We start from the raw sequence: 13,982 nt of genomic DNA, 5'->3' as shown, positions 1-13,982 counted from the left end.
GCGCCCAGTGCCGCTTCCCTAGACCTTGGTCGTATTGCGCCCGCGCACGGGGGCGGATGGACTGCGCGAAGGGAGAGAGACATGAAACTTTTGGCAACAGCGGCGGCTTTGGGGCTGGCTTGCGCTTCGGCGCAGGCCGAGGCCCTGCGGCTGGATTGGATCGAGCGGCAAGTTGTGCCGCCGCCAGTGCTGTCAAACCTGCAAGGCGACCCAGACGACCTTGGTCTTGCAGGGGCGCGGCTGAGCCTGAAAGACATTGCCAAAACAGGCAAATTTCTGGGCATCGACTGGGCGTTACAAGAAACCGTCGTGCCGCCCGAGGCGGATTTTCTGGAAGTTGCAAAAGCCGCGCTGGCCGATGGCGCGCAAATCTTGATCACCCGCGCCCCGGCAAAGGATCTGCTAGCCTTGGCCGATCTGCCGCAAGCGCAAGGCGCGCTGATCCTCAACACTGGCGCCGATGAAACGCGTTTGCGCGGTGCGGATTGCCGGGCGAATGTGCTGCACACCTTGCCCTCGGTCGCGATGCGCACCGATGCTTTGGCGCAGCTTTTGGTCGCAAAACGCTGGACGGATTTGGCGCTGATCTCTGGCCCCCAACCCGAAGATGCGGCCTATGCCGAGGCGCTGAAAGCGAGCCTCACAAAATTTGGCCTTGCCCTGAGCGGGGAAAAAGACTGGCCGCTTACCGCCGATATGCGCCGCTCTGGCGCGGCGGAGGTGCCGCTTTTCACCCAAGACCTGCCCAAACATGACATTTTGCTTGTGGCCGATGAACGCGGCGATTTTGCCCGCTATTTGCCCTATAACACATGGCTGCCCCGGCCCATTGCGGGCTCGGAAGGATTGGTGCCGCGCGGCTGGTCGGGCGTGGTGGAACAAAACGGTGCCGCGCAATTGCAAGACCGCTTCCGCGCCGCCATTGGCCGCGAAATGCGCGCCGAAGATTATGCCGCTTGGGTGGCGGTGGCGGCGATTTCCGATGCGCGCACCCGCGCGGGATCGGCCACGCCGGAAGCCCTGCGTGCCTATCTGACCTCAGAAAAAGCGCGGATCGCGGGATTTCTGGGCCGTCCGCTGTCGTTTCGGCCGTGGGATGGGCAGATGCGCCAACCGATCCCGCTGGTGACCGAACGCGCGGTGATCGCGCTCGCGCCGCTTGAAGGCTTTTTGCACGCGCATAACGAACTTGACACGCTCGGCCCCGACCGCCCCGAAACCCTTTGCACTGCCTTTGGAGGCTAAATGCTGCGCGCCCTTTTGCTGACCACGCTCCTTGCCTCACCTGCCTTGGCCGATGAAATTTGGGTGACGAATGAGGCCGATGACACGGTGAGCGTGATTGATGTGGAAACGCTTGAAGTCACCCACACTTACCCCACCGGCGAACGCCCGCGCGGGGTGACCTTTTCGCGCGATTTCAAACGCCTTTATATCTGTGCCTCAGATAGCGACGCGGTGCAGGTGATGGACCCGGATACGGGCGAGATTTTGCACGATCTTCCCTCGGGCGAAGACCCAGAGCAATTCGTGATCGCGCCAGATGATCGGCTTTTGTACATCGCCAATGAAAACGATGCCGTGACCACAGTGGTCGATACGCAAAGCCGCAAGGTGGTGGCGCAAATCGATGTGGGCATTGAGCCAGAGGGGATGGGCATTTCCCCCGATGGCAAGGTGCAGGTCACCACCTCAGAAACCACCAATATGGCGCATTGGATCGACACCGCGACCCATGAAATTACCGCCAACACGCTGGTGGATGCGCGCCCGCGTCATGCCGAATTTTCCCCCGATGGGGGTGAGCTTTGGGTGAGTTCGGAAATTGGCGGCACGGTGACGATCTTTGACACTGCCACGCAGATGGAAAAGGGCAAGATCACCTTTGGAATCCCCGGCATCCGGCCCGAAAAGCTGCAACCCGTTGGGATGCATTTTTCGCCCGATCACACCAAGGTTTTTGTGGCGCTGGGGCCTGCGAACCATCTCGCCGTGGTCGATGCAGCAAGTTTCTCTGTGGAAGAGTACATCCTTGTTGGCCGCCGCGTCTGGCATATGGCGCTGTCGCCTGATGAGACCCTTCTTTTCACCACCAATGGCGTTTCGGGCGATGTGACGGCGATAGATGTCGCCACGCTCGCCCCGGTTGCCACGATCAAAGTGGGCCGCTTCCCCTGGGGCGCGGCGGCGCGCCCGACTGCGAACTAAGGAGAGACGATGCGTTTTTTGCTTTCTTGCCTGCTTGTGGCGGGGCTCGCCACCGCCCCTGTTTTGGCCGAAACGGACGATGATGATGAGATCGCCCGCCCCCTTGCCGGGCTGATGGCCGCACCAAACCGGACAAAATTGCCCGAGGTGATGCTTTCGGTGGGCGAGCCTTTGGGCGGGCCGTGGGAACTGCGCTCGGGCGGGTATTACTCGGTCGAAATTACATCGGATGGCTCGGGGGAAATTGGCCTTGCGGGGGCGGATTTTTTCCATGCGATCTGGGTCGATGAAGTGGTGATCGAGGGGTTGGAAGTGCGCCCCACCGGGCTGCATTCGCTTGAATTTGACGATCCCGGCACGATGAAAATCACCTTCATCGCGGTAAAACCGGGCAGCTATGCGCTGTCGATCCCCGGCTCAACCGGCGAAAGCCAGCGGCTGGCGATCACCATTGAATGAGCCTGCGCTCCATGTTGCGGGGCTGAGCCACCGCTGGGGCGCGAAGCTCGCACTTGATGAGGTGGGATTCACCCTGCCCGCGGGGCGGTTTTGCGCGCTTCTTGGCCCCAATGGCGCGGGCAAATCCACGCTGATGGCGGTGCTGACGGGGCTTATTCGCCCGCGCCCCGGTGTGGTGACGGTGGAGGGCGTGGATATGGGGCGCGCGCCGCGCAAGGCGCTGGCGGGGATTGGTGTGGTGTTTCAACAGCCCACCCATGACCTAGACCGGACCGTGGCCGCAAACCTGCGCTATTTCGCTGCGCTGCAAGGGCTTGCCCGGCGCGAGACCGAGGGCCGGATTGCAGAAGCGCTCACCCGGCTCGGCATGGCGGAACGCGCGGGCGAAAAAGTCGGCAAGCTCAATGGCGGGCATCGGCGGCGGATGGAGATTGCCCGCGCGCTGCTCCACCGCCCGAAGCTTTTGTTGCTTGATGAACCCACCGTCGGGCTGGATGCCCCCGCCCGTGCGGCAATCACCGCGCATGTGCATGATCTGACCGCAACTGGGATCACCGTGCTTTGGGCCACGCATCTGGTCGATGAATTGCACGATAGTGACGAGATGGTGCTGTTGCACCGGGGCACTGTCGCGGCCACGGGGGCCATTGGCCAATTGCGGGGAGAGGTCCCGCTTGCGGATTGGTTCTTGGCCCGCACCGGAGCCGCAGCATGAGCGCTCTGCGCGCGGCAGGCGCGATTATGGCGCGCGAGTTGGCGCGGTTTTTGACCCAGCGCGAGCGGTTCTTTGCAGCACTTGTGCGCCCGCTGGTCTGGCTTGTCGTTTTTGCGGCGGGGTTTCGTGCGGCGCTGGGGCTGTCCATCATCCCGCCCTATCGCACTTATATTACGTACGAGACCTATATCGCGCCGGGGCTGTGCGGCATGATCTTGCTGTTTTCAGCGATGCAAAGCTCGCTGAGCCTTGTGAATGACCGCGAAAGCGGCACGATGCGGCTGATGCTCACCGCGCCTTGGCCGCGCTGGTTTTTGCTCGGGGCAAAACTGGTGGCCGGGGCGCTGGTGGGGTTGTTGCAGGTCGCGGCGTTTTTGGGCATCGCTTACGCCTATGGCATCCATCTTCCGCCCTTGGGCTATGTCGCGGCGCTGCCCGCGGTGGTGCTGTCTGGCCTGATGCTTGGGGCCTTGGGGCTCTTTCTCTCGGCCCGCATTCGGCAATTGGAGAACTTCGCGGGGGTGATGAATTTCGTCATCTTCCCGATGTTTTTCCTGTCTTCAGCGCTTTACCCGATCTGGAAGATGCAAGAATCCTCTCCGGTGTTGGCGCTGCTGTGCAAACTCAACCCTTTCACCCATGCGGTCGAACTGATCCGTTTTGCGCTTTACCGCCAGCTTGAGCCGCTGTCGCTCGCGGTGGTGGCGGGGGCAACGGCGGTGTTTTTTGCGCTTGCGCTTTGGGGGTTTGAACCGGCCCGCACCCGCCCCCCGAAGCGCGATTAAAGCCCGATTAAAGCGCGGTGAGCCGCGCCGGGCGCCCGGCCAAAACCGCGCGCCGCGTGGCGAGCCGATCCAACTCCCGAACCGCATGCGAGGCCAACACCACGGCGGGCTGGGTTTCCGAAATCAGCCGCGCCGTCAGTTCCAACAGATCATCCACCCGCTCGGCATCAAGCGAGACGAAGGGCTCATCCAAAATCAACAACTCAGGTCGCGAGGCAAAGGCGCGCGCAAGGCCCACTCGGCGCGCTTGGCCCAGCGACAATTGCCCCGGCCAATGCGCGCCATAGCCCGAAAGGCCAACCCGGCACAGCCAATGCTCGGCCTCGTCTTCGCTGGCCCCCGTGGGAATGGTAAGATTGTCGATCACCCGCCGCCACGGCATCAACACCGGTTCTTGAAACACCATTGCGCGGCGGCTCGGCGCTTGCATCTTGCCCTCAAAACGCGTGTCCACCCCCGCCAAAATCCGCAAAAGCGTGGATTTGCCGGTGCCCGAGGGCCCTTCGATCCCCAGCACTTCACCACGCGCGACCTCTAGGCGCAGCGCGCCCAAAACCTGCGTGGGGCCGAAGCGTTTTTCTGTCAGATCAAGGGCGATCATTCGCGTCTCCAGCGAGCAGCATGGGCGGTGAGCGGCGCAAGCACCAGCCATTCAATCGCCAGCATCACCAGCACAAAGGCCGACGCCCAAGCCAGCACGCCCGCAATGTCAAACATCTGGAAATTCAGGTGAATCCGAAAGCCGATCCCGTTTGATCGGCCCAGAAACTCCACCACCAACACGACCTTCCAGATCAGCGCCAACCCGGCGCGCGCCGCAGCCAAAATATGCGGCATCAGTTGCGGGATCAGAATGTGGCGGTGGCGCGCGACAAAGCCCATGCCAAAGACCCGCGCCATTTCGGAAAGCGCCGGGTCACGCGCCCGCACGCCTTCGCGCAGCATCACCGCAACGAGCGGCACTTTGTTGAGTGCGACGGCCATCACAGCCGCCGTTTCATTCAGCCCGATCCACAGATAGCACAGCACAATCAGCACCAGGGCCGGGATATTGTTCCAAATCGTCAGCCAAGGATCGAACCAGGCATCGGCGCGGCGCGAGAGCCCAAGCAAAATGCCCAAAGCGGCGCCAATCCCCATCGCCAGCGCAAAAGAAAGCCCGACCCGCCAAAGCGTTGCGCCCAGATCGGGCAGCATTTTGCCCGAGGCGAGCCCCTCAAAAAGCTCAGGCAACACCTGTTGCGGCCCCGGTGCGTGGGCCGGGTCATCCAGCACAAAAGCCAGCCCCGCCCATAAGAAAAGCGCCGCAAGGATGGATACAATGGTCCGCCCCACGGCGCGCCAATCGGGCGTGGCAATGGCGTGAGCGGGCAGCGCGCTGCGCCCCCCGCTCGGAATGTGCCGTTTGCGCGCCAAGGCGATCATGGCTCAGTTGGTCAAGAACGTGCCGGGCGGCAAGTCTTTGACCGGGCCCAAAAGGTCTTCTCCGCCCAAGCCCGCCATCAGCTTGAGCATTTTATCGGCGGCGGCTTCATCCACCGGAGCTTGCGCTGGAATCCCCTCGCGGAAGCCCGCCACCAGCGCCACATATTGCGCATCCGACTTCACCCGCATGACATCGCGCAGCCGGGCGAAAGCCTCGTCATTGGTTGCGAGCATGTCCTTCGCCGCGCGGGAGGCCGCGCGCAGCCCGGCCACCGCTTCGGGCTTTTCGGCCACCAGTTTTTCAGACAGAACATAGCCCAAAAGCGGGGTTTCCGGGTCAAGGCCCAGCGCCTGCGCGGCTTCGCCTGTGGTGACCAAAGATTCCATGCCGCGCGCCTGCATTTTCGCGCCGAAATGCCAGAAGTTGATCGCGGCATCGACTTCGCCCGAAAGCGCCGCTTCCATAATAAGCGGCGGCGCACCAAAGACTTGCTCGGTTTGAGCCGCCAAATCCATGCCGAATTCTTGCTGCGCATAGGCGCGCAGGATCAGCCAGCTTTTATCAAGCGGCCCGCCTGCGATGCCGATTTTTTTGCCCGCGAGGTCTTCCAGATCCATGATCCCCGATTGCGGCTTGACCAAAAGCCCGCCCACCGCGCGCGAATAGGGGATGAACGTGTAATCCCGCCCCTCGGCCCGCTGGCGCGCGACCCAAAACCAATCGGTCACAATCGCATCGGCCTCCCCGCCCAAAAGCGCGACCTCTGAGGCGGATTTGCCCGCAAGTGGCAGCACCTCAAGGTGAAAGCCATTGGCCGCGTCGAGCCCGTAATGGGCGATGGTATCCAGCTCCCAACTCACCGTGCCGCCTTGCAGCGTGGCGACCTTGAGAACCGGCAGATCATCGGCCAAGGCCGGGGTCAGAACAGGGGTTTGGGTCGTCAGCACGGCGGCAAGCCCGAGGGCCAGCGCGCCACGGCGCGTAAATCTGAGCATGGTCTCTCCTCCCTCATTCGTTGGGATCACGCTACCCGCCCCGGCGCCCGCCTTCCTATTAGACCATTGGACAATACGCGCAGGGGCCCCTCTCGGGCAGGATCGGGCCAAACGCTACCAAGGTCGAATGGAGCGACCGCGCCCGGTCCCGTTAATTGCTTGGCAGCACCGATCGAGAGGGAGAGAGAGATGCTTGACACCCGGACCCGCCGCACCCTTGCGGCGCTCATCCTAGCCGGCGTTCTGGCACCTGTGCAGGTGATCGCGCATGGCGATGTGGCCCCGCAGCCGATCAACACCGACGCGCTGCCCGACGTCGGCGAGGACTGGCTGACCGAAAACCCTTATCGCGCCGAGGCCGCAGGCGAAGAGGTTTGGCGCGCCGCCGTGCGGATTGGCGATTCCGGCTTCAACCAAAACTGTGCGCGTTGCCACGGGCTTGGCGCGGTCTCGGGCGGTTTGGCCCCGGATCTGCGCTTTTTGGAGGCCGAGGAATATGGCGATGAATGGTTCGCCGAACGGTTCCAGCACGGCTACACCCAAGATGGCACCACCAAAATGCCCGCCTTTGGCGAGATTTTGGGGCAAAAGGCGGGTTGGGCGATCCGCACCTATATCGAGACCCGCCCCGAAGATGATGCGCTTGAAAGCCATGCCGCGCGGCTGCATGTGATCCGCGATGATCTGATGGCAGGCAAAGGCGATGCGGCGGCGATCCGTGAGGAGCTTTTGCAGGTGGCGGGGGAGGTCAAAACCTTCTCGGGGGCCCCAATCGCCGATAGCGCGGTCAGCCGTGCGGCGGAGGCGCTCACCGATGACCCCGCCAGCTTCAAACATGCGGCGGAATTGCTGACCCTTGGCCTTTCGGCGGCACAATGAGTGGGCGGGGGCGATCCCTTCTGGCCGTGCTGGCGCTGGCGGTTTTCCCGTTCGCCGCGCAGGCGGCTTGCGAGGGCATCGCCCCCGAACAACGGTTACAAAACACTCCCCAGCGCGACCTTGGGCGGGACTTGGACCGTATTCGGGATGAGGGTTGGATCGAATTCGCGATGTATGAAAACTTCGCCCCTTGGTCTTGGGCCGAAGGCGGCAAGCCGCGCGGGATAGATGTCGAGATCGCGCGGCTGATTGCCGAAGATTTGGGGGTAACGGCTCGCATACGGCTGGTCACGCCCGGTGAAACGCTGGACGCGGATCTTTTGAACTATGTCTATCGCGGCGCGGTTGTGGGCGGGCATGTGTCCGATGTGATGCTGCACGCCCCTTATGATGTGGATTACGCCTGCCGCTTTGATCAGGTGGTCTTTACCGGACAATATGCGACCGAGCGGCTGGCGATCGCTTACAAGCCCGCAGATTACCCCGAAAAGGGGCCAACGCCCCCGGTCTTTCGGTATGATCCGGTGGGGGTTGAAAATGACTCCATCTCCGATTTTTACCTGACCTCGCTCGCACATGGGGCGACCGCCGATAAGGTGCACCGCTACCCGACCACGGCGGCAGCGATCGCGGGCTTGAGCGCAGGCGAGGTGATGGCCGTGATGGGCCCACGCGCCGAGATTGATGCGGCCCTGCAAGATGGCGAAGCGGTGCATGAGCCGCCGCTTTTGGGCCTCGCCCGCAACAGTTGGACCTTGGGCGTGGCGATTTCCTTCCAGCATCGGCCCTTGGCCTATGCGGTGGATGATTCAATTGCCGCCGCGCTTGAAGATGGCCGTATTGAAGCGATTTTCGCCGATTATGGCGCGGATTTCCGCGTGCCCCTGCGGTAGCCCTACGCGAGGCTAAAGCGTCAGCCGTTCCAGATTGCCGTCAAAATCCACCAGCATCACCGTGCGCAGGCCCAGCCGCCGCGCGGCGGGCAGAATGTCGTGCCGTTCCATCAGCACAAAGGCGGTGGAGGCCGCATCGCAGAGCGTGGCTGTGGCCCCCTCGACAGAGACGGTGGACCAGCGCGGCACCTGCCCATGCGGGCCAAGAATATGGCTGCCCCCCGCAAGCCAAATCGCACCGGGCGATGAGGTCGCCACCGCGCCAGAACTGAGGCTGCGCTGCGCGATTTGTCCGGCGGTTGGATCCTCGAGCCCGATACGAAACGGCCCACCCAAAGCGCGCAATTCGCCCATATCAATCAAACAGGGGCCAAGGCCCGCATCCTCACACAGCCGCGCAATCGCATCGGCGGCATGGCCCTGAGCGATCCCATTGAGCGTCAGCGCCTGCCCTCGGGCAAGCCGGATCTCATGACCCACCCGCACTCGATGAAAGCCAATCGCCGCGCGGGCCATGCGTTCATTGCCGCCCTCGGCCAAAGCGCGCCACAGCGGCTGCACGGTCGGGTCAAAGGCGCCGCGCGTGCGGTCATGCACCCGCCGCGCCACCGCCAAAACTTCGCGCAAGCGCGCCGAGCCGGGCACAACCCCACGGGCATTGAGCCGGGTCAACTCGCTTTCGGCATAAAGCGAAAAGGTGGCCTCGATCGCCGCGATCTCTGCCTTGATCGCCTCTAACGGCAAATCCCCCGAAGCGGTAATCTGCAAATCCGCCCCAAAGGCGCGGCCTTGCCATGTGCTGGCCTGTGCCGCCCCGCCCGCCAGCACCGCCCCGGCCACAATTTGTAAAAAACGGCGTCGTTTCATGCGGCCCTCCGCGCGCGTTTGGCTGCCACCACCAGCGGCACGCAGCGGTTGGCATCATCATGGATAGAGACGCAATCAAGGCATTGGAAGCACTCAGAATAGCGTATCTCGCCCGTGGGTTTGATTGCGCCATAGGCGCAGCGCACGCGGCAAAGTTGGCACGGTGATCCGCATTCGGTGCGGCGCGGGATCCAGCGACGCAGGCGCAAAAGCCCCCCCAGCCGCATCGCCGCCCCAAGCGGGCAGAGCGAGCGGCAAAAGCCCTTGAACCAAACCATTGAGACGGCAATCCAGCCCCCCGCCCAAAGCACGTAAGCGAGCGGGCGGTCAAACTGCATGGTGATCGCGGTTTTGAAAGGCTCTAGTTCGGCGACGGTCTCGGCCTGTTCGGGCGCAAAGAAGGCCGTCGCAATCATCGCGGCAAGCGCCAGCGGCCCGGCCCACAACAGCGCGCGGGCAAGGCTTTGCGGCGGCTCGATCTGCGGCAGGCGTAAAAGCCGCCCCAAATGATGGGCAAATTCCTGCAACGCCCCAAAGGGGCAGAGCCAGCCGCAAAAAAGCCCACGCCCCCAAAGCAAAAACCCCAGAGCCGCCGCCGCCCAGATCATCAGCCCAAACGGGTCATAAAGCAGCACCTCCAGCCCGCCGGACACCAGCCCCCGCGCCACCGCCATAAGCGTGACAACAGACAACTGTCCCTGCCCCCAAAAGCCAATGAAGCCGGTGACCACGGCCAAAATGGCTAGTCGCGCCGGGGTAAAGGCGCGCAGCCCAGCCAAGCGGGATTGCGCGAAGAGCGCTGCAAAAAGCAGAGTGAGAAACCCGCCCAGCGCCCAAAGATCATTGGCGCGGTTGCGCAGAGCTTCCTCAAACGGGCTGAGCCGCTCGGGCGCTTTGGGGCGCAAAAAGAACCGCTCAGGCGTTTGCATCTGCAAGGGAAAATGGGCCGAACCCGCCTCTGGCTGGAACATGCCATGCAGCCTCACCGCTTGCAGACTGATCTGCCAAGGCCGGGTCGGGTCAAAGCCAAGGCGCCGATCCAGCCGCAAGATCATCTTGGTGGCGTCTTGCAATGCCTCGGGCAGATCGGCGGCGAGTTCCGGCAAGATATCGGCATCGCGCAGCGCGAGCGGCAACCCGTCTTGGCTCGCGGTCAGTCGATCGGGCGCGGTGTTGCGCACGAAATCTTCGGACACGAGCCCATGTTCGCCCGCCTCAATCAGGAGGTAAAGCTCATCATCGGGGGCGCGGGCGGTGAAGCCTGCCACCTCGGCCAAAGTGTCAGGCGCAAGCGCGGCGCGGGCAAGCGCAGGCGGGCCAAGATCAAGCGCATACAGATCGATATAAGCCCCCTCCCCCGCCGCCGCGCCATCATCGGCCCATTTCGTGCCCGCAAAAGCCGCATCAAGATCGGCGAAAGAGACCGTGAGCCGCGCCACCAGCCCTTGATCGACCATCTCTTGCCACGTGATCGGCTCGTTATAGCTCGGGTCAGGCTTTGGCGCAGGCCCCGCCCCCACGCCTTGCATCTTTTCGCGCGCCACCGCCAAAGTGGCCGCCAAAATCGATTCATGCGCGATCCGGACCGAGGCCGTCGCCTTCGTCACCCCATCCAGATAGACATTGTCCGACGCCGTAACGCCCGCGCCATAGGGCGTGCCCACCACCAGCGGTTCATTGATGGAATGACCGCGATATTGCTCCAAAAACGCGCGAAACGGCGCCTCGCCCAGCCCCGACACAAAGATCGGCTCGTTTTGGGACAGCAACCGCACATCCAAAAACCGTCCCTCGCGGTCGAGCAGCACCAGCATGTTGATCGGTGCGCCAGAAAAGCCGGGCAAAGGGGCCAAAGGCTCGGTTTCAAAAACATACCCTGCCTCACCACCCCCCGAATTCAAAAGCGCCCAAACGCCCCTGTCGTTGACCGGATCGCCAAGTTCATAAGGGGCCAAGATCATCGGCGCGAGCGCCTCGCGCGTAAGCGGGGCCGCAAAAAGCGGTCCGGCCAGAAACATCCAAAAAATCAAAACGCGCCACATCGGCACAGTCTGATCCGACGCATAAGGGTTTGGATATAAGACCTTGGTGTTGGGGGAGTGCCCTCGCGCAGACAAAGGCCAAGGGGGGTTGGGCTCAGGACTCGTTCTTGATCATAGTCAGAACAGGATGGTTGCGACGAACATGATCGCAAAGAAGAAGTTTCGGCCCGAGGGCTTCAGCGCGATCTTCTCGCAGTTTGCCCTTAACGCGCCGCTTCGGTGTCTTGTTCCGCAACTGCATGCCCATAGCTTTGTAAACACAGTAGGTTTTCTTGGTGCTGTGGCGCCAGCCCTCGCGCTCAAGGACGACCTCGTCTTCGAGCAACTTCAAACGCCGCATCTCGTCGGGCAGCAGCCCGCCGTATTTTTTCTTCCAGTTGAAGCAGGTCGCCTGACTAATCCCAGCTTTGCGACAAATCCCGGCAACAGGCATCCCCTCTTCGCCTTGCCGCAAGATGGACGCATTTTGGTTCTGAGGGCTTACGCGGCCCCACTGGGGCCACGATCACCGAAGCGCAGATTAGCGGGATGATCGAAAAGCAGAAGGCAGGTTTGCCAACCGCCGAATTGTGCCGCAAACATGCCCCCTGTCCGACACCTAGAAGCCGCTCTGGAGCCCGGCCCACCTTGCCCGCCTCTCTATCAGCGCATCTCCTGCCCGCTCCCGGGCGCGGCGACGCTGCCTGCGGAGGTCGCAGGGCCATGCTCCGCCGCGCCCTCGCCGCGCACCCGAACCTCGCGCACGGCGACAGATATCCCATTGTCCTGAAACATCTTTTGTACTGCGTCATAAACGATCCGGCGCAGCCGGTATTGTTCGCCCGGCAGGCATTTGTAGCTGGTGCGCACGATCATCGCGCCTTCGTCGATCATCACCACGCCGCCAAAGTCCAGCCGCCCAACGAACAGCGGCCCCAGTTGCGGGTCCGCCGCCAGCACCTCGGCCAGTTGCTCGAATTCGGCTTGCAAGAGCGCTAGGTCGGTGTCGAAGGGCAAGCGGAAATCGAGGCGTAGCGAGATCCAGTCGCGCGAATGATTGGCGATGGTGCGAATTTCGCCGAAGGGCACGGTGTGCAGCGCGCCAAGCGGGTGGCGGATCGCCAGCGAGCGGATGCCAGCGCGCTCGATCGTTCCCTCGGCAAGCCCTGTGTCGACATATTCGCCAACCCGGAATGCATCGTCGAGCAGAAAGAAAATCCCCGAGACGATGTCTTTCACCAGCGCCTGCCCGCCCATGCCAAGCGCGATGCCGACCACCCCGGCGCCGGCCAGAAGCGGCAGCACATCGACGCCAATCGCGGATAGCCCGATCATCGTGGCAGTGAGCGCGATGGCGACGAAGGTGGTGTTGCGGATCAGCGGCAGGAAGGTGGCAACGCGGGTCTGTCGCGCGCTCGCGCCGGGGGCGGCGGCGCAGAGCATCCGTTCGGAGCCGATCGCCACCACCTGCCACAGCACATAGGCGATCAGCAGCGTCAGCATCAGTTGCGTCAGCGCCGGGCCCAGAGCCTCGGCCAGCGGGTTGCGCCAGATGTCCCAGGGCCCGCTCCAGAGCCGCACCAGAAGGGTGAGCGTGCCGACGGTGGCAAGCGCCCGGCCCAGCCGCGAGAAGAATTGCGCGAAGCTGGGCGGCGAACGCTGGCCGGCGACGGCGGCGAGGGTTGTGGCGGGCGTGGCGGCATCGGCGCGCGCGGCCCAATCGTCAAGCATCAGGCACAAGGTGACAAGCGCCACAATCAGGATCAGGCTGGCGACGGCGAGCGTGTTGGCCTCGAACCGGCCCAGCAGCAGCAGCATCGAACTCATGCCCCAAGAGAGTGCGACATAGCTGGTCGCGAGCAAGTGCCAGATGCCCGCCAGCCCCTGCCAGCCCGCCGCGCGGCGGCGCCCCTTGCGGTCGCGCGACAGGATGCGGGCAATGGGCGCGCGATGCGCGAAGATCGCCGCTATGACGGCGACTGCGACCAGCGTGCGGGTGATCAGCGCGAAAGTGAGCGTGGCCGAAAGCGACAGCCCACCCGCGCGCAAAAGCTTGGTGGTGACAAGGAAAAACACTGCCGCCCCGGCGATGGTGACGAGGTGGCGGTAAAGCCGGCGCGCCTCGGGGTCGCTCAGCGCGGCAAGGCGCAGCGTGGGGCGCCAAGGCGCCAACACGAGCCGTGCAAGCAGCGCGAACACCCGCACCATCACCAGCGCCAGCATGTAGCTGACGACGAAACTTTGCGCCCCGGAATTGGCCTGTACGCTCATCAGCAAGGGCCAGCCGCCGACCACCGCGAAGACCGCCATCGCCGCAAGATTGCCCAGAAGCCACAGGCCCCGCCCGCCCTCTTGCGCGCCGTCCCCCCCGCCCGCTCCGGCGGCTTTACGAAACTTCGCCAGCATGGCGCGAAAACCCAGTTCGGCCAGCGTGCCCACCGCCAGCCACAAGACCACACGCGCGACCAGCGCGCCAAGGCTGAAGTCGGTCTCGCCGAGGCGGGCGAAGAAAGCGACCAGAGTGGCGGGAAAGTCGGGCAGATCGGCGCCCAGCGCAGCAAATTGCAGCGCCGCGCGGCTCGAGCTTTGCATCAGCACCTCGACCACCGCCAGCGCGCCCTGTACGAAGCCCGAGGTGACGATGCCCGGCGCCTCGGATGATTCGGCCAAAGCGCGCAAGGGGAGAAGACCCGCGAGCCCCCACAGATATGCCCGTCTCATGTGCAGCCCCCCG

The 13,982-nt window shown here is 63.5% G+C and carries 13 protein-coding genes and 1 pseudogene; 7 read left to right on the top strand and 7 right to left on the bottom strand.

All coding sequences use genetic code 11. The features are described from left to right. Positions 1-81 precede the first annotated feature (81 nt). The 5 genes from BW967_RS00380 to BW967_RS00360 are packed head-to-tail and all read left to right on the top strand — an operon-like array spanning position 82 to position 4,167. On the top strand, positions 82-1,245 hold the full coding sequence (locus tag BW967_RS00380) for an ABC transporter substrate-binding protein (protein ID WP_076483061.1): 1,164 nt from the start codon (positions 82-84) through the stop codon (positions 1,243-1,245). Then, a complete protein-coding gene (locus BW967_RS00375; RefSeq protein ID WP_076483060.1) occupies positions 1,246-2,208 on the top strand; it encodes a YVTN family beta-propeller repeat protein in 963 nt (320 codons plus the stop codon). Between the two features lie 9 nt (positions 2,209-2,217). Beyond that, on the top strand, positions 2,218-2,667 hold the full coding sequence (locus tag BW967_RS00370) for a cupredoxin domain-containing protein (protein ID WP_076483059.1): 450 nt from the start codon (positions 2,218-2,220) through the stop codon (positions 2,665-2,667). After that, positions 2,660-3,382: an ABC transporter ATP-binding protein gene (locus tag BW967_RS00365; protein WP_076483058.1), complete on the top strand. Its 723-nt coding sequence runs from the start codon at positions 2,660-2,662 to the stop codon at positions 3,380-3,382. The genes BW967_RS00370 and BW967_RS00365 overlap by 8 nt, the downstream gene beginning before the upstream one ends. Further along, on the top strand, positions 3,379-4,167 hold the full coding sequence (locus tag BW967_RS00360) for an ABC transporter permease (RefSeq protein ID WP_076483057.1): 789 nt from the start codon (positions 3,379-3,381) through the stop codon (positions 4,165-4,167). Before BW967_RS00365 ends, BW967_RS00360 begins: the two co-directional genes overlap by 4 nt. A 7-nt stretch (positions 4,168-4,174) precedes the next feature. Here the strand turns inward: BW967_RS00360 and BW967_RS00355 are convergent, their stop codons facing one another. From BW967_RS00355 to BW967_RS00345, 3 genes are read right to left on the bottom strand one after another with little or no spacing between them, the layout of a single operon-like run. Next, positions 4,175-4,768, bottom strand: a complete 594-nt coding sequence (locus BW967_RS00355; RefSeq protein ID WP_076483056.1) for an ATP-binding cassette domain-containing protein — start codon at positions 4,766-4,768, stop codon at positions 4,175-4,177. Next, a complete protein-coding gene (locus tag BW967_RS00350) occupies positions 4,765-5,592 on the bottom strand; it encodes an ABC transporter permease (protein ID WP_083951824.1) in 828 nt (275 codons plus the stop codon). Before BW967_RS00350 ends, BW967_RS00355 begins: the two co-directional genes overlap by 4 nt. 3 nt (positions 5,593-5,595) lie before the next feature. Further along, positions 5,596-6,588 (bottom strand): ABC transporter substrate-binding protein, encoded by a 993-nt coding sequence (locus BW967_RS00345; protein ID WP_076483055.1) that lies wholly within the window; start codon positions 6,586-6,588, stop codon positions 5,596-5,598. A gap of 189 nt (positions 6,589-6,777) precedes the next feature. Here BW967_RS00345 and pedF point away from each other — a divergent pair, with 189 nt between their 5' ends. Beyond that, complete coding sequence (pedF, locus tag BW967_RS00340) at positions 6,778-7,467, top strand: cytochrome c-550 PedF (protein WP_076483054.1); 690 nt, start codon at positions 6,778-6,780, stop codon at positions 7,465-7,467. Further along, complete coding sequence (locus BW967_RS00335) at positions 7,464-8,360, top strand: substrate-binding periplasmic protein (protein ID WP_108188568.1); 897 nt, start codon at positions 7,464-7,466, stop codon at positions 8,358-8,360. The genes pedF and BW967_RS00335 overlap by 4 nt, the downstream gene beginning before the upstream one ends. A 12-nt stretch (positions 8,361-8,372) precedes the next feature. On the opposite strand, the gene BW967_RS00330 is transcribed toward BW967_RS00335, so the two are convergent. The 4 genes and pseudogenes from BW967_RS00330 to BW967_RS00315 form a co-directional block, all read right to left on the bottom strand. Continuing rightward, positions 8,373-9,227: an FAD:protein FMN transferase gene (locus BW967_RS00330; RefSeq protein ID WP_076483053.1), complete on the bottom strand. Its 855-nt coding sequence runs from the start codon at positions 9,225-9,227 to the stop codon at positions 8,373-8,375. Further along, on the bottom strand, positions 9,224-11,245 hold the full coding sequence (locus BW967_RS00325; RefSeq protein WP_245826398.1) for a 4Fe-4S binding protein: 2,022 nt from the start codon (positions 11,243-11,245) through the stop codon (positions 9,224-9,226). The genes BW967_RS00330 and BW967_RS00325 overlap by 4 nt, the downstream gene beginning before the upstream one ends. A 187-nt stretch (positions 11,246-11,432) precedes the next feature. After that, positions 11,433-11,738: pseudogene (locus tag BW967_RS00320) on the bottom strand (transposase); the annotation flags it as partial. Positions 11,739-11,911: 173 nt separating this feature from the next. Next, on the bottom strand, positions 11,912-13,969 hold the full coding sequence (locus BW967_RS00315) for a mechanosensitive ion channel family protein (RefSeq protein WP_076483051.1): 2,058 nt from the start codon (positions 13,967-13,969) through the stop codon (positions 11,912-11,914). Between the last annotated feature and the right edge of the window lie 13 nt (positions 13,970-13,982).

The sequence above is a fragment of the Rhodobacter aestuarii genome (assembly GCF_900156655.1).
Classification (GTDB): Bacteria; Pseudomonadota; Alphaproteobacteria; order Rhodobacterales; family Rhodobacteraceae; genus Rhodobacter; species Rhodobacter aestuarii.
This window is presented reverse-complemented; position numbering and strand designations above follow the sequence as displayed.